At 38.3% G+C, this 16445-nt stretch carries 17 protein-coding genes; 9 read left to right on the top strand and 8 right to left on the bottom strand.

Going from position 1 to position 16445, the window contains the following annotated elements:
* The first annotated feature begins 35 nt into the window (after positions 1-35).
* Both AC3CH7_RS04150 and AC3CH7_RS04145 read left to right on the top strand, forming a co-directional pair.
* Positions 36-377 carry a DMT family transporter gene (locus AC3CH7_RS04150; protein WP_031419133.1) on the top strand — a complete coding sequence of 114 codons (342 nt, stop codon included), beginning with the start codon at positions 36-38 and terminating at the stop codon, positions 375-377.
* Complete coding sequence (locus tag AC3CH7_RS04145; RefSeq protein WP_012293440.1) at positions 377-691, top strand: DMT family transporter; 315 nt, start codon at positions 377-379, stop codon at positions 689-691. The genes AC3CH7_RS04150 and AC3CH7_RS04145 overlap by 1 nt, the downstream gene beginning before the upstream one ends.
* Positions 692-746: 55 nt before the next feature.
* Here the strand turns inward: AC3CH7_RS04145 and AC3CH7_RS04140 are convergent, their stop codons facing one another.
* The 4 genes from AC3CH7_RS04140 to AC3CH7_RS04125 all read right to left on the bottom strand — a co-directional run bounded on the left by AC3CH7_RS04140 (position 747) and on the right by AC3CH7_RS04125 (position 4534).
* On the bottom strand, positions 747-1625 hold the full coding sequence (locus tag AC3CH7_RS04140) for a glycine betaine ABC transporter substrate-binding protein (protein ID WP_012293441.1): 879 nt from the start codon (positions 1623-1625) through the stop codon (positions 747-749).
* 68 nt (positions 1626-1693) lie between these two features.
* A complete protein-coding gene (locus tag AC3CH7_RS04135) occupies positions 1694-2548 on the bottom strand; it encodes an ABC transporter permease (RefSeq protein ID WP_008174570.1) in 855 nt (284 codons plus the stop codon).
* Positions 2541-3740, bottom strand: coding sequence for a quaternary amine ABC transporter ATP-binding protein (locus AC3CH7_RS04130; protein WP_012293442.1), 1200 nt, complete (start codon positions 3738-3740; stop codon positions 2541-2543). Before AC3CH7_RS04130 ends, AC3CH7_RS04135 begins: the two co-directional genes overlap by 8 nt.
* A 158-nt stretch (positions 3741-3898) precedes the next feature.
* Positions 3899-4534, bottom strand: a complete 636-nt coding sequence (locus AC3CH7_RS04125) for a GntR family transcriptional regulator (RefSeq protein ID WP_031419135.1) — start codon at positions 4532-4534, stop codon at positions 3899-3901.
* A gap of 270 nt (positions 4535-4804) precedes the next feature.
* Here AC3CH7_RS04125 and AC3CH7_RS04120 point away from each other — a divergent pair, with 270 nt between their 5' ends.
* The 4 genes from AC3CH7_RS04120 to AC3CH7_RS04105 are packed head-to-tail and all read left to right on the top strand — an operon-like array spanning position 4805 to position 8328.
* Positions 4805-5536 carry a GTP cyclohydrolase II gene (locus AC3CH7_RS04120; RefSeq protein WP_012293444.1) on the top strand — a complete coding sequence of 244 codons (732 nt, stop codon included), beginning with the start codon at positions 4805-4807 and terminating at the stop codon, positions 5534-5536.
* A gap of 15 nt (positions 5537-5551) precedes the next feature.
* Positions 5552-6664 (top strand): bifunctional diaminohydroxyphosphoribosylaminopyrimidine deaminase/5-amino-6-(5-phosphoribosylamino)uracil reductase RibD, encoded by a 1113-nt coding sequence (gene ribD, locus AC3CH7_RS04115; protein WP_031419136.1) that lies wholly within the window; start codon positions 5552-5554, stop codon positions 6662-6664.
* A complete protein-coding gene (locus AC3CH7_RS04110; RefSeq protein ID WP_031419138.1) occupies positions 6661-7746 on the top strand; it encodes an FAD-dependent monooxygenase in 1086 nt (361 codons plus the stop codon). Before ribD ends, AC3CH7_RS04110 begins: the two co-directional genes overlap by 4 nt.
* A gap of 18 nt (positions 7747-7764) precedes the next feature.
* A complete protein-coding gene (locus AC3CH7_RS04105; RefSeq protein WP_012293447.1) occupies positions 7765-8328 on the top strand; it encodes a 5' nucleotidase, NT5C type in 564 nt (187 codons plus the stop codon).
* Positions 8329-8551: 223 nt separating this feature from the next.
* Here AC3CH7_RS04105 and solA read toward each other — a convergent pair whose 3' ends face one another.
* The 4 genes from solA to AC3CH7_RS04085 all read right to left on the bottom strand — a co-directional run bounded on the left by solA (position 8552) and on the right by AC3CH7_RS04085 (position 13661).
* Positions 8552-9670, bottom strand: a complete 1119-nt coding sequence (gene solA, locus AC3CH7_RS04100) for an N-methyl-L-tryptophan oxidase (RefSeq protein ID WP_036167556.1) — start codon at positions 9668-9670, stop codon at positions 8552-8554.
* A gap of 126 nt (positions 9671-9796) precedes the next feature.
* The gene (locus AC3CH7_RS04095; RefSeq protein WP_031419142.1) at positions 9797-11149 is read right to left on the bottom strand and encodes a uracil-xanthine permease family protein; all 1353 of its coding nucleotides are present in this window, start codon (positions 11147-11149) and stop codon (positions 9797-9799) included.
* Positions 11150-11202: 53 nt separating this feature from the next.
* Positions 11203-12570: a guanine deaminase gene (gene guaD, locus AC3CH7_RS04090; protein ID WP_036167558.1), complete on the bottom strand. Its 1368-nt coding sequence runs from the start codon at positions 12568-12570 to the stop codon at positions 11203-11205.
* Positions 12571-12770: 200 nt separating this feature from the next.
* Positions 12771-13661, bottom strand: a complete 891-nt coding sequence (locus AC3CH7_RS04085) for a LysR family transcriptional regulator (protein WP_031419143.1) — start codon at positions 13659-13661, stop codon at positions 12771-12773.
* A gap of 113 nt (positions 13662-13774) precedes the next feature.
* Here AC3CH7_RS04085 and AC3CH7_RS04080 point away from each other — a divergent pair, with 113 nt between their 5' ends.
* From AC3CH7_RS04080 to AC3CH7_RS04070, 3 genes are all read left to right on the top strand, one after another.
* Positions 13775-14959: a YbfB/YjiJ family MFS transporter gene (locus tag AC3CH7_RS04080; protein ID WP_012293451.1), complete on the top strand. Its 1185-nt coding sequence runs from the start codon at positions 13775-13777 to the stop codon at positions 14957-14959.
* 186 nt (positions 14960-15145) lie between these two features.
* Positions 15146-15886, top strand: a complete 741-nt coding sequence (locus AC3CH7_RS04075) for a class I SAM-dependent methyltransferase (protein WP_012293452.1) — start codon at positions 15146-15148, stop codon at positions 15884-15886.
* Between the two features lie 12 nt (positions 15887-15898).
* On the top strand, positions 15899-16414 hold the full coding sequence (locus AC3CH7_RS04070) for a DUF6886 family protein (protein WP_036167559.1): 516 nt from the start codon (positions 15899-15901) through the stop codon (positions 16412-16414).
* The last annotated feature ends 31 nt before the right edge of the window (positions 16415-16445 follow it).

The raw sequence follows: 16445 nt of genomic DNA, 5'->3' as shown, positions 1-16445 counted from the left end.
GATTCGTCGTGTCTGATAAGATGGAGGGATTTTTTATGAATAAGCATTGGGTAAGTGTCATTATCGCTGCTTGCTTTGAAGTAGGCTGGGTCATTGGTTTAAAGCATGCTTCGGGTGTGTGGGAATGGATAGGCACTGTAATTGCAATCTATGTTAGTTTTTATTTACTAATTAAAGCGGGAGAGCACTTACCAGTTGGTACGGTATATGCGATTTTTGTAGGTTTGGGGACAGCCGGCACAGTATGCGCGGATAGTTTACTGTTTGGAGAGCCGTGGAAGCTAGCAAAAATACTATGTATTGTTGTTTTATTGGCAGGGGTTGTAGGCTTAAAGCTTGTGACAGGAGAGCCGAAGGAAAAAGAGGTGACTGAATAATGGCATGGATGGCATTAATAATGGCAGGCTTATGTGAGATGATGGGTGTCTATATGATTAGTAAATATAATAACGAAAAGAATAAAAAAAACTTAGGATTATTAATATTTGCATTTACATTAAGCTTTGCAGGACTTGCGTATGCTATGGAAACCTTACCGATGGGTACTGCTTATGCAATTTGGACAGGAATTGGTGCGGCTGGAGGAGCCTTGCTAGGAATGTTCTTCTTTAATGAATCAAAGGATTGGAGAAGAATTGTTTGTATAGTGCTTGTTTTAGGAGCAGCCGTCATGTTGAAAATTTTGTCATAAAAGAAGCATAACAAATGCACTTCCCGTTGAAACAAAGGAAGTGCATTTGTTTACATTATTTTTTTACATCTTTTGTCCATTCAGCTACTTTTTCTGGATTTGCTTCAATCCATTCCTTAGCAGCGTCTTTTGGATCTTTACCATCCATAACCTCTAGCATAACGCTTTCTAAATCTTCAGCTGTCCAGTGAAAGTTGTCTAACACTGAATACACTTCTGGTAAATCCTCTTTTAACCCTTTACGAACAAAAGTATTGATTGTTTCTTCGCCACCGTAAACACCTTTTGGATCTTCTAAATATTTAAGATCATATTTAGCAAATTTCCAGTGTGGTGACCAACCCGTAACAATAATTTCTTCCTTATCTTTCAAAGCCTTAGCTAAAGAAGTAGTCATTGCACCAGACGAAGAAGTAACAAAATTCCAATCTGCTAAATTATCATATTCATTTAATGCTTTTTCTGTTGCTGCTGTTATACCAGCTCCAGGCTCAATACCAGTAATTGTTCGATCAGCTTCATCTGTTAAATCTTCAATAGAGTTTGCTTTCATATAGCTTGGTACAACTAAGCCGATTTTGGCGCCAGCAAGGTTTTCGCCAAGCTCATCTAATTTATCTTTATATTTTTCATACTGTGATTCATGTGTATGTGGTAACCATGCAGCGACCATGCCGTCTGCCTCGCCTTTAGAAACTGCTTCCCACATAATGGCATTATCCAAAGGAGTTAATGTCACATCATAGCCTAAATCTTCAAGGACTTGCCCCACTACATTTGTGGAGGCGATTTCAGTATCCCACTCTACATAGGCTAAGTTTACCTCCTTAGAATCACTATTTTTTCCAGAACCAGAGTCTTCTCCGCTACATGCAGCGAGCATGAAGCCTAAACCTAAGGCCATTCCTAATTTCGATAATGTTTTCAGTTTCATCTAATCTCCCTTTCTGTCCATCATTTATATCTATTAAACTGCCTTCTTGGCAAGAAAATAAACTAATTTTATAAGGCTTTCTTTTTATTAAAGCTTTGTGTTAAACGGTCAATAATAATGGCAAAAATAACTAAACCTAAACCTGCAACGAAACCATTCCCAACCTGTGTACGTTGAAGGGCTGTTAAGACCTCACGTCCTAAACCTGGAGCACCAATCATCGAGGCGATGACTACCATAGAAAGGGACAGCATGACAGTTTGGTTAATACCTGCCATAATCGTTGATTTAGCAAGTGGGATTTCTACTTTAAATAGTTTTTGACTAGCTGTACTACCGTAAGAGTCTGCGGCTTCCACTAATTCTTTAGGTACCTGACGAATACCAAGGTTTGTCATACGTACCGTTGGAGGTAAAGCAAAGATAACTGATGCGAAGACACCAGGTACAATTCCGATGCCGAAAAAGGCAACGGCTGGGATGAGGTAGACAAAGCCAGGCATTGTTTGCATGAAATCGAGTATTGGTTTAATAATACTTTCAGCGATTGTAGACTTCGACATTAGAATCCCAAGTGGAATACCAATGATGATGGAAATAATACTTGAAAAGATAACGAGCGTGGTTGTTTCCATCAGATTTGTCCAAAGACCTTGATTATAGATAAACAACAAGCCTATTAATGAAAATGAGGCAAGTCCGAATTTTTTACCAGTTGCATAAAAGGCAAAAACAACGACAAGTAATATTAAAATAATGGCTGGGATACTATTTAACAAATCAGTGACCTGATTCATGAGTAGTTTTCCAAATTGCTGAATCGAGTTAAAGAACGCTGAAAAATTACTCGTCAACCAGTCCATAGCTGATTCTACCCATGGAGCTAGTGGTATTGTTGGAATATTATCTAAAAAATTATTCATGTACATCCGCCTCCTCATCACTCGTTGAAAGTGCTTGGATGACAACGCCTCTAATCAGCACACCAAGCAAGCGACCATCTTTTACAACGGCAATAGGAGTAGGTGAATTATAAATCATCCCTAATATATCCTGTAATAGCATATCTGGTGGAACTGTTAACACTTCTGATTGCACAATGGAGTGAACGGTTTGCTCTTGCTTCTTTGCTGAAGCTAATGCGTCGTCTGCTGTAATAAAGCCTTGTAAATGTCGGTTTTTGTCGACCGCCATTAGTAAACTAACCGCTTCTTGTCGCATGCGTTTTAGCGCTACTTTAGGGCCATCTAAATCTACGTTGACATACACTGGTCGCACCATGACATTTTCAGCCGTCAATACTTTAGAACGGTCCACATCTTCCACGAATGTTTTGACATAATCATTTGCTGGGTTGGTTAATATTTCTTCGCCCGTACCAATCTGAATGATAGAGCCATCCTTCATAATAGCGATGCGATCCCCAATGCGTAATGCTTCATTCAAATCATGCGTGATAAATAAAATTGTTTTTTTGACCTTTTGTTGTAGATCAAGTAGCTCATCTTGCATTTCTTTTCGAATCAATGGATCTAATGCTGAAAAAGCTTCATCCATTAATAAAATTTCAGGATCATTGGCAAGAGCACGCGCTAATCCAACACGTTGCTGCATACCACCTGATAATTGACTTGGATACTGATCTTTGTAAGCGAGTAATCCAGCATTTTCAAGAGCCTGCTCTGCTTTTGCTTGGCGTTCTTCCTTTGAAATGCCTCGGATTTCAAGGCCATATTCGGTGTTTTGAAGTAATGTACGATGGGGGAATAAACCGAAGTTTTGGAAAACCATACTCATTTTATTTCTTCTTACAGTCCGTAAACTTTCTTTACCCATTTTAGAAATATTTTCTCCATCGATATATATATTTCCGCTCGTTGGTTCAATAAGGCGGTTTAAGAGCCGTATTAATGTAGATTTACCGCTTCCTGATAATCCCATGATAACGAAGATTTCTCCCTCGTTTACTGTAAAGCTGGCATCGTATACACCAACAGTTGCACCTGTTTCTTTTAAGATATCAGTCTTACTTTTTTGTTGCTTGACGAGTTCTAGTGCTTGGGGAATATGTTTGCCAAACACTTTCGATACGTGTTCTACTTTTAATTTTTCCATAGAAGCACTCCTTTCGTAGATTATTACTATATGAGGATAGTGATACCCAAAAATAAACAAGTAACAACCTTACTGTAACAAAGGGTTGTTACTTTTGTCAAACCGACCAATAAGAAAAAAACCGCTTAAACGCTGTGATATCAGCGCTTAAACGGTTTTTAATTGGGATATAAAAAGCCTTGTACTCTAGCGAAGCTTTCGTCATTTCCCACAAAATAAATAATGTCGCCTTCTTCGAATGATACATAAGGGCCAGGTGATAGTAATAATTCATTACCACGACGAATACCGACGATGGTACTTGATGTATTTTGCCAAAAATTTAAGGCTTGTACAGTTTGATGAATGCATGGACTTTCCGCAGTCATTTCTAATTGATAAGGGATAAATGGATTTACTGAACGGAAATGCTCCGTACGACTAATTAGCTGCTTTGCTTTGTCTTGTAAATTTATTAATTCATGCTGTTGCTTTTGAATACTTGTCAGAAGCTCACTTTGTATTTCATGAATCGATTGAACGTCATGAAACTGTCGGACAAAATGAGCTGCTTTTTCATACGACTTAATGATGACACCGCTACCTTTCGTTGCCTCTACAATTTCTAAGTCTTGTAAAACAGCGATTGCTCTTCTAGCAGTCTCAGCAGACACATTATATTGACTTGCAAGAGATGATCTAGCATATATTTTATCGCCGATGCGGTATTTTCTTTCGACGATCTTGGAGGCAAGGTCGATAGCAATTTGTTGATATTTTGGCTGCTTTAGTTGAACAGTTTTTTCTAAGTTCATTTTAAACTTCCTTTCGTCATTACAGGTACCACAGCTTATTATAGACTAGCCTGCACAGAAAAAATAGCATCTCCATAAGCTAGTAGTATATGATGAAAAAGTAATGCTAAAATTTTTGTATCTACTATTAAAAATAATAGGATAGTAGCCGTTGTTTGACACTTTTCAGTTATTATTATAAACTAAGTTACGTTATGTAAGTGGTGTGAAAATACATGTGCTCAGTTGGTGGTTTAACCAACTGTTTCCTATAGAAGGTTGGAGATTAATATGACAATTACTACTAAAATTATGGACATAGTGAAAGATAAAATGACAGTTATAAAGCACACGAATACAGAAAATATTTGCCTAGTTGGTCCTGTCAATTTGCCCGTTCAACAAGGTGACTTTTCTGCTACTTTTCAGTGGTATAACTGGCTTACAGTAGATGTGAATGTATCAAAAGAAGAAATCATTGATAGCTTAGCTACAGCCAATTTGGCTTTCTTACAGCAATCATCAGTTCTTGTATATGGTGATTTTACCCATTCAGAGGATGCTTTAATCCGCATGCATAGTATTTGTCACACTGGTGACATATTTGGCAGTCAGCGCTGTGATTGTGGCTATCAATTGCATGAATCTATGAAAATGATTGTAGAGCACGGCTGTGGAGCTATTTTTTATTTAGCCGATCATGAAGGGCGAGGCATTGGATTATTCTCGAAATCACTCGCTTATTTATTACAAGAAGAAGGGCTAGATACAGTAGAAGCAAACCATGCACTTGGCTTCCCTGACGATACTCGTTCATATGAAGAAGCACTTGCGGTATTAGCAACACTACGCGCAAAACCTGTGACACTTATTACAAATAATCCTAAAAAATTGGCTGCTTTACAGGCTCGTGGCTTGGCGGCAGAAGGGCATGTTCCTTTATGGGGTGGCTTAACGGAAACGAATCGTTTTTATTTGGAAACGAAGGTTGAAAAATCTGGACATTTACGAGAAAAACAATAAGTGGAGGTGGCGACCATGACTACTAAAGACGAAAAATACATGCAACTAGCTCTAGACCTAGCAGCTAGTGCAAAAGGTAATACAAACCCTAATCCACTTGTCGGGGCGGTAATTGTCAAAAATGACATTATTGTAGGCACTGGTTTACACAGAAAAGCAGGCGAACCACATGCAGAAGTTCATGCTTTTCGTATGGCTGGAGAACATGCACAGAATGCTACACTATACGTTACGCTTGAACCTTGTTCACATTTTGGTAAAACGCCTCCTTGTGCGAATCTAGTGAAGGATTCTGGCGTTAGTCGAGTTGTGGTTGCGATGCAAGACCCTAATCCTACTGTAGCAGGTCGTGGCATTCAATTGTTGCGTGATGCAGGTATAACAGTGGAGGTAGGTGTTTTGGAGCAACAAGCACGTCGTTTAAATGAACGCTTTATCCATAACATGCTCACTAAAAGACCGTTTATTATTTCAAAATTTGCGATGACTGTAGATGGGAAAATTGCTACGCATACAGGTCATTCTAAATGGGTAACAGGTAAGGCTGCACGTGAGGACGTCCACCGTATTCGCCATGAGGTAGATGGCATTCTAGTTGGTGTTGGTACAGTTATCGCTGACAATCCATCATTAACAACAAGATTAAGCGAGGGCTACGGAAAAAATCCAACACGTATCATTATGGATAGTCTATTACGTACACCACTAGATGCGAATGTGTTGAATACAGAAGAAGCCCCAACAATTCTTGTTTGCAGCAATGATGTTAGCCAAGAAAAGATCGATTTATTGATAAATAAAGGTCTCACAGTTTTACCGATAGAGAAGGACGAACGTGGGCTAAATATTGATGAAATGCTTGCAAGACTTTATGAGCATGGCATTACAGATATTTTGCTAGAGGGTGGTAGTAAAGTGAATGCTTCATTTTTACAGCAAGGTGCCATTGACAAATATGTGATTTATATAGCGCCAAAGGTTCTAGGAGGGAATTTATCATTAACCCCTTTTGCGGGCTCTAATCCCTCCTTAATGAATGAGGCATGGCAGGTTGAATTTGCCTCATTTGATAAGATAGGCGAGGATTTATGTATTATTGCTTATCCAAAGCAAGGTGAAGAAAATTGAACTATGAAGCGGATGTTTGTATAGTAGGGGCTGGACCAGCAGGTGCACTTTTATCTTATTTACTGGTCAAAAAAGGGCTATCTGTCATCCTACTAGAACAAAATGCGGATCTTGGAAAGTCTTTTCGTGGTGAACATTTAAATGAAGAAGGCGAGGCTGTTTTAAAAAGTCATCAACTTTTCGAAGCAGTCGAGTCGCTTGGCTTATTACGCATGGAAAAGCTAGAATATTACGCAGATGGTAAGGCCTTTAAAACCATTTTTCCTAATGACATAGTAGGTCATCTAGGAATTCATGTTCCTCAAGCTAATTTATTAAAGGGGATTTTAGAAAAAGCGCTGCTATTTTCTCATTTTACTTGTCTGCTACATACGAAGGTAACGGAGCTTATCCAGGACGCGTCGGGTTATTATAAAGGCGTAATCGCCATAAAAGATGGAACAACCATAAAGGTCGATAGCCAATTAATAATTGGTGCTGATGGACGCTATTCAACGATTCGTAAGGCGGCACATATTGATGTTCAAAAACAAAAACATGGCTTTGACTTGCTATGGGCTAAAATTCCTGCACCTTCAGGCTGGGAGCCTTCTATTAAAATGGCATTAATTGGAGATAAGCAATTATCATTGTTCACGCAAGTTGGTGGCTTTATTCAAATTGGATGGAATATTGAACAAGGGAGCTATCCACAGCTTCGAAAACAATCATTTACACCTTTTATCCAACAGCTTACGATGCAATTCCCTGCATTATCTGAGCCTGTAAAGGAGCACATTCGGTCTTGGAAAGATTTTGTGCTGTTAGATGTTTTCAGCTGTCATTGTAACTGTTGGGGCACGAAGGGTCTTGTGCTTTTAGGCGATGCGGTTCATACGATGACACCAACAGGAGCATTTGGCTTGAACAGTGCGCTAAAAGATGCGGATTGTTTGGCATCTCTATTAAATAAAGATTCATTAGCTCATTTTAATGTTCAAGATTTTCAGCATATGCGAGAGCAAGCTATTGAGGATGTTTTAGCAGTACAAATAGAGAGAGAACAAACTTTTTCTGCTCATTTTCTAAATAGAGCATCATGAAAGGATGTAACACATCTAATGAAATTTGGTTTTGACATTGATGATACACTGATAGATTTACGGGCACATGCCTTTGCCATTTACAATAAAAAAATGGGGAAAAATATTCCGATTGATATTTTTCATACCCTAAAAAGAGTAGAAATTCATGAGCCTTTTGGTTTATCAGATGCAGAGGGCGCAGCGATGTGGAGTAGTTCATTAGAAGAGATTTATTTTACGAACTGTCCTTCTTTTGAAGGGTCATTAAAAATGCTGCAAGCTTTAGCTTATCATGGTCATGATATTTACTACATTACCTCTCGGCCTAAGCAATTTTGTAAGCAAACAAAAGAATGGATGGAAGCACAGGGGTTTCCGATAAAAGAGGGCCATTTTTTCTGTGGGATGCAAGATGCCGAGAAGGTAGCGATTATAAAAGAGCTTGCTTTAGATGTTTATGTAGATGATAAACCAGCAGTACTGGAGACACTTCACAATATACAAACAAAAGTAATTTTAAAAAATCAATCTTATAATCAGCATGTTGAGTTACCAAGATTGCATCATTGGCAGGATTTTTTAGCACTGATTGAAGCGTAAGATTTTTAATATGGTTGAACCCCAAATTATAGTGATTGATAAAGTTACATGTTTGGGGTTCTTTTTAGGTTAATAAAAATAAAATATTAAATTGATAGAGAATGAAATAAAGTAACGTCGCTTATTTCCACAATTGGAATTGCCGCCTTACGTTCCACTCTGCTTTTATGATGAAGCATCCATTTAATGCCGGCTATTGATTGTTTTCTACATGTATTCAAAACTAATAAAATCGATTAAGCTGGAAGCGTGTTAAATCCTGCTTGCATTTACCATGTAATGTTAATTCTGCGAGAGCTTCTCCAACGGCACTGCTAAATTTAAAGCCATGACCTGAAAAACCTGCCGCAATTATCATATTTGGATGAGTAGGTAAGAAATCGATGATGAAATCTTCGTCTGGCGTCATGGAATATTTGCACGTTTTCCCGTATTTTAATGCTCCATGCTGAGGCATAAATTGCTGAATGAAATGTTGTAAATCTGCACGATCATGGTCATCGAATGGATGAAGAGGTTTATTTGGATTTATTTCTTCGCCGCCATCATGTCGACCTAGCTTTAGTCCTGCACCATCAATGCTTGGGAAGCCATAGTAAGAGGAATCAGCGAATTCAAAGCAATAGGCTGGAAAGACCTCATTACTATAAAGCTGTTCATCCGCTTCAAACCATGCAAAGGTTTTTCGCGTTGGTGTAACAGGAAGGGCGATGTCCAGCGTTTGAAGTAGCTCAGTTGCCCATGCCCCAGCAGTGACAATTAAATGCTTTGCCTCATAGACTTGATTGGCCGTTTGAACTTGCACAATTTCTCCCGCTTGGATGCCAACAACTTTTTCTTTTATCTGTAAGCGTGCCCCAGCTTGCAAGGCTAGCTTTTTATAGGCTCTAATACATGCTTCAACTCGAAGGACCCCAGCTGTCGGCTCAAAGCATGCTACCAAATTGGCTGGTAAAGATAATCCAGGCCACTTGTTCATGGCTTCAGCTGCTGAATAGTGTTCGAGTGCTAATTCATGAAGGGTAGCGCTGGCTTTTACGTTTTGAATAAAGCTGCAATTTGGCTCTCCGATATTTACTACCCCAGTTTGTAAAAATAAGTTCTCATCTGCTAAAGATTCGAGCTCCTGCCATAGCTCCCCAGCTCGTTTAACGAAAGGTACATAGCTAGCTCCCTCACCATAGGCAAATCGAATAATTCTTGTCTCTCCATGATGGCTCCCTTCCTCATGAGGGGGATCAAAAGCATCCAGCATTAAAACACTTTTCCCAGACTTTGCTAAATAATAACCTGCCGCCATCCCCATAGAGCCTGCTCCAACTATAATGACATCATATACCATAATAATCCCTACTTTTTTGCTCAAGTATAACAGATTGTTAGAAAATGAAACAGAAATTTTTGAAAAATTAAATATGCACAACCCCCGCTTCCAATGTAAAAAGAGGGTGGTGCATGAATTGGTTGATTATTTTGAGCGTGGTAATAGTTTATTGAGGACAATGGCTACAATTGCAGCTGTGGCAATTGGTGAGCCCAATAAATATTGAACAGTTGTCGGTAATGAATACAAGAAATCATCTGGCAATAATGTCAACGCTAACGTTAAAATGACTGGAATAGCAATCACATACATTTCCTTTTCGCCAATAGGTTCATTTTTCATTACCTGCAGACCACTAATAGCAATGATGCCGCATACAATGACAAACACTCCTCCAATGACAGCCGAGGGAATCGCTGAAATGAGTGCGGCTAATTTACCAGAGAAACCAAAAACTATAAACCAAATACCCGCAGCAATAAATACGCGACGACTAGCAATTCCTGTAATGGAGATAACCCCTGCATTTGTAGAGTAACCAGTTACAGGTGTAGAACCTAGTAAAGAAGCAATAAAACAGCCAATCCCTTCACCAACAACACCGCGATTAATTTGCTTATCCGTTAAAGGTTTGTCGATGACATTACTAATGGCAAACCATGTGCCAGTTGTTTCCGCCATTAAGACAATATAGATAATGACCATTGTAATAATGGCGGAAATATTAAAGCTAAAGCTGAAATCCGCGAATGGAATTTGTGGCATACTAAACCATTTTGCTTGTGATACAGCTGATAAATCTAAAACTCCCATCATATTTGCAGCAACACTACCGACTATTAAAGCAATAATAACGGAGCCAATACGGAATAGGCGACCCTTTTGATGGAAGACTGTACCAAACATTACACAAATGATTAGGACAACTGCTGAAATTAACGCTAAATAAATATTTTGTTCAATGGATGCACCTGCCCCATTAAAAATATTATCGCTTAAACCGACAGGCATTAAGGATAAACCAACAACAAAAATAATTGTTCCCCCTACAATGGGCGGAATAAATGTCTGTACAATTTTATTGAAGATACCTGTGTAACCTAAAATAATCACTAAAATGGCCCCAATTAAGCTTGCACCTAATATTGTGCTCCAACCTAAATCACCACTGCCACTTGCTGCGTAAATACCAACGATGGCTCCTAACGGAACATAGGAAGGACCTTGTGCCATCGGTAATTTCATACAGAAATGTGTTTGTATAATAGTTGCAAGCCCAGCAGCAATAAAGGTTGATTGGATTAATGCACTGGCTTGACCAGTTTGTAAGCCAATTAACATGGCGATTAAAAATGGGACAACGTAAACATCCATTGCCATGACATGCTGTAAACCTAGTAGCGCTGATTGACCAATCGAGACTTTTTCATCTGGAAGTACGGTTAATTGTGTTGTTTTTTTCGTTGTATTAGTTAGTTGGCTATGTTGCGTTTCCACGAAGATGTGCACCTCATATGAATAAATTTTTAATATAGACAGTTAGTAAATCATTAGTCCCTTGAATGAACTTTATTTCCTTGGACCCAAACCTCACGAATATTCTCTGGACGAACAAGATACATTATTTTTTGGAAAATATCGTGTAATGCTTCTTGGCTATCGAAAATTGGAAGCTTTGCAGAATGGATCTTTGTATCAATGATTTGTACATCCCATGTATAATTTTCCTGTAAACGGCCAATTGGAAGACTTAAGCTTTCCCCGCCACCAGCTGTCGCTAGATAAAAGGCTTCATTAATCGTAATACGTGAATTTGGAACACCACGTTTGTTGGCTACAATTGCTGTATCTACACCATCTTCAAGCATTCTCGATGACATGACTGCCTGTCTTGCATTATCGAAAAGGCTAGGGGAAAATCCACCTGATATATCTGAACCTAATCCAATATCAACACCAAGTGCAAGGAAGCGGGCAATAGGAATAACGCTATTTGCAAAATAGGCATTAGAAATCGGGCAATGACCGATAGCTGTGCCTGTCTCAGCAAATAAACGTGCATCATCATCGCTTAGGAAATTACAATGGGCCATAACAGATTTTTCGCCTAATAAACCAAAATCATGGAGAGCCTCAGCATCATTTTTATGGAATCTTTCCTTGACGTAGCCATGTTCCCAGTCGCTTTCGCTACAGTGAGATTGGATATGTGTATTGTATTTTGCTGCTAATTCCCCTAAGCCCTTTAAAGCATTGTCGGTACAGCTTGGAATGAAGCGAGGAGTGACAACTGGGTATACACCTTGCTTAGTTGTCTTTGCTAAATCTTTAACAGCTAAAATGAATGCTTCTGTATCAGCAAGCGCTGTTTGTGTAGTAGCATCTCGGTAAAAATGAGGATTTTGTTCAGGGTCATCCATCACCACTTTTCCGACTAATCCTCGTTGCCCCTTTTCAGCACAAATTTTTGCTAAAAGAATACTAGCCTCTTTATGAACTGTCGCGAAATATAAGGATGTTGTTGTGCCGTTAGCAAGGAGTGTGCTCACTAAATCTTCGTAGACCTCTTGGGCAAATGCTAAATCCGAAAATTTTGATTCGATAGGGAATGTATATGTGTTCAGCCAATCATAAAGTGGTATGTCTAAAGCTGTACCAGATTGCGCCCATTGTGGTGCATGTACATGCAAGTCGACAAATCCTGGTAAGAAATATTGACCTTCATCTAATTGATGAAAATGTTTATGGTGTTGGTATGTAGTTAATAGTTGTTGGTAATCAGCATGTTCAGGAGAGACTGTTTTTTCAATCATGCCATCTGCATTAATGAAAAATAAATAATCTTTTAAAATCTGAACTTCAGTAGCAGATGTACTAGTAAAAGCCGTTCCTTTAAAAATTTGCGTATATTCAGCCATAAAAACCACCTTAATGTTCGTTTATTGATAATAACACGGATTATTATAGGCTATTTAAACTATTAAGTCTATAAAAAAACGAATAATAATATGGAGTGGTAAGAAGAGAGATCAAGTCTTAGCCTACATTTTTAGAGCTTTTACGGACGCTGAAGGATACAAAAAAAGGCACTCTTTTTTGATGCTAGAGTGCTTTTTCTTTAAGAAATCGTTTCATTAATGATATGAAGAAAGTGATTAAAAGAAGCTGAATGGTGTTGTTCATTTTTTCGTGTACAAAGATAAATTGGACGCTGAATGTCAATCTCTTTAATAAACACTCGTGCTATTTGTTCCTGTTGGATAAAGCTGGATGCAGCAATAGATGGAGCTAGCATCGTCCCAAAACCAGCTGCAATAGCATGAATCGACTCATTGATTCCATCTAGCTGTAGTCCTACTTTAGGTGGGGGAATCTTATATACTTTACATAATGCATTTAAGTATTCCTTTGTGGAACTACCGTCTTCTCTTGTGACAAAGGGCTGTTGCATGAGTTCTGAAAGAGAAACCGTTTGCCCAGCTAATGAATGATTGTATGGCACAATAAACCAATAATCTAGATTCATCAGAAATTGATAATGAATATCAGGGTGATGACCATCTTCTTTAACAATAAAGGCTAAATCTGCTTTATAATGGAGTAACTCTTCTATTACTTGCTGTGAATTAGCTGTTTTTAAATGAATATGGGTAGTTGGGTAGACTTGTTTAAAATGAGCCAATAATTTAGGTAATAAAAAATGAGAGGGTACATGTGTGGAAGCAATTTGTAATTCCTCATGGCCTGTACTTTTTAACTGTTGTACTTTATTTTCGATATCTATTTCTAAATCAAATAAGCGCTGTGCTTGCTTATATAAAAAGGTGCCGCTTTGAGTTAATGTAATACCTCTACCTTTTGATTCTAGCAATGTTAAACCTAGTTCTTTTTCTAAATTTCGAATTTGAATGGTTACAGCGGGCTGACTAATCATAAGGGCCTGCGCAGCTTTGGAAACACTATTGAGTTCGGCTACCTTTGTAAATAACCGCAGTGCATGTAGATTCATGATAGACACACCTTTTATAAATTATTTTTATGCTTTTATATACATTATATATTAGATTTATTAATTTTTGCTCGGTATCCTTTTAATTACAATAGGGGAAAAGGGGGGACACTATGAATCGCCAACATATGGGGATTGTTTTCGGAGGAATTTTATTACTCGTCATCGCTATGGGGATTAGTCGATTTGCTTTTACGCCGATCCTACCGTTTATGCGACAGGATGTAGGATTTTCTTTAGAAGTTGCTGGGTTTTTAGCTTCAAGTAATTATATTGGCTATTTCATTGGGGCACTATGGGCGGGCTTTATTCATCGTCAGCGTAAACAAATTTTAATGGCAAGTGTTATTTTTAATGTCCTATCAGTTGGATTAATGGGCTTGATTGAGGTGTATAGTATATGGTTAATTCTTCGATTAATCGCTGGTATTACAGGTGGACTCATTTTTGTTCTAACGTCTAGTATTGTCATGGATTATTTGGCGAAACACTCACTATCCCGATGGTCGGGCTATGTATTTAGTGGTATAGGGCTAGGGATTGCCATTTCAGGTATATGCGTTCCTCTTATTGAAGAGAGACTTGCATGGCAAGGAACATGGGTAGGACTAGGCATACTATCAATTGTTTTTTTACTGATTACTACCATTTTATGGAGAGGTTTAGAGGTTCAGGATACTTTAAAAGGAGCAAAATCTTCGAATACGAAAATGACAAAGGGCTTTATGCCATGGCTTATCCTGTCCTATGGACTTGAGGGACTTGGGTATATTATCACGGGTACATTTTTAGTTGATATTATTCACAATATTCCTTCTCTCCAAGCATACTCCTCGTATAGCTGGGTCGTTGTAGGATTAGCCGCCATCCCATCAGCACCTGTGTGGACGATCTTATTAGAGAAGTTTTCAGCGATAAAAATTTTGTTTGTGGCATACATACTTCAAGTAATAGGCATCTTGTTACCTGTATTTTCACAAACCGTATGGAGTGTATTGCTAGCATCATTTTTATTCGGTCTAACCTTTGTAGGTATTGTGACACTGACTACATCCTATGCACGACAACTTTTTCCTACACAGAGTGGATTTGTTGTATCATTACTAACAACGTTTTATGCGTTTGGACAAATAATTGGACCGATTGTCGCCGGACAGTTGGTCGATATTTATAATAGCTATAAGGCTGCACTAGTCTTTGCGGGTATCATCGTCTTTTTGGCGTTACTAGTGATGTTAGTGGGAAGATGGCTAACCATTAAAAAGGAAACAGTTGCTGAACATACCATTTCTATATAAAGCATAAAAGCCAGAAATCCTATATGGATTTCTGGCTTTAGTCATTTACTTAAAGAAGGCGTGCCTCTATCTACATGATATTAAAAAATTAAATAAAAGTCTATAATTTTTTTTCTTTATATGAAAAAATAGACAAGTGCACAAGGGACGTAACGTTACGATTTAACATTGAAATGAGGTATTTTCATGAATACAGAGCAAGCCATTGAACGTTGGAATCAATATGCGGAAAGGTATACGGCTAATTATTATGAGTATGGTGATATTCATCACGAAGTACTATTAAACCCTACTATCTTTTCTTTACTGGAAGAGGTGGATGGAAAGCATATATTAGATGCGGGGTGTGGCGAAGGATATTTAAGTAGAATACTAGTGAAAAAAGGGGCTATCGTAACGGCTGTTGATTTTTCACAAAAAATGCTAGACATTGCTATGGAAAGAACACCGCAGCAGTTGCCGGTCCAATTTTTTCATGGTAATTGTGAAAATTTAGCCTTCTTAGCAGACAACCAATTTGATCGTATCGTTTCGAATATGGTTCTTCAAGATTTAGAGGATTATCGTGCTACAATACGTGAGATGTATCGCCTTTTAAAGCCGAATAGTACTTTTATTTTTTCAATATTGCATCCATGCTTTGTTACACCAAATAGTGGATGGATTAGACATGAGCAGCTGGAGCAACAGTATTGGAAGGTACAACGTTACTTTTATGAAGGCGTATATCAACAACTAGCTGCTGACCCACCTATTGTATTGTTTCATCGCACATTAACAAGCTATGTGGAAGCGATTACGGAAGCTGGCTTTCATATAGAAAAAATTGTAGAGCCTAGACCGTCACAAGAGATGCTAGAGAAGTATCCTCAATTTGAGGAAGATTTGCATTGTGCTGATTTTATTGTATTTAAGTTGAAAAAATAAGGAGCAGAGTCCGTGAGATTATTTCATGTTAGCGAAGACCCTACGATAACGATTTTCCATCCTCGTATACCTGAGCGACCAGATTTAGATGCAAGCAAAGGTCTTGTATGGGCAATTAACGAGAGATGCTTGCCTAATTATTTAACTCCCAGAGATTGTCCGCGTGTTTGTTTTCATGCTGGGAGTCAAACTACAGAGCAGGACAGACAGCATTATCTCGCAATAGCTCCTCATGTAGTAGTGATTGAAAGCAAGTGGTTAGAGGTATTGAAAAATACAAGACTGTACCTATATGAATTTGAGAGAAAAGGGTTTACGTTACAAGATGAAAATGCTGGCTATTTGGTTAGCGAAACAGCTCAAATTCCTATTGCGTTATTTGAAATCGAGGATATATGTAGTGAATTGCTAGAACGTAATGTCGAATTGAGAGCAGTAGATAGTCTATGGGATATCCATGATGAAATACAGCATACAACGTTATGTTGGTCAATGTGTCGAATGCGATTAGCCCAGACAAGACCATAAGAACAAGCCTCGTCATGTACTTTTTACAATG

The sequence above is a fragment of the Lysinibacillus sp. F12 genome, from assembly GCF_057773605.1.
This window is presented reverse-complemented; position numbering and strand designations above follow the sequence as displayed.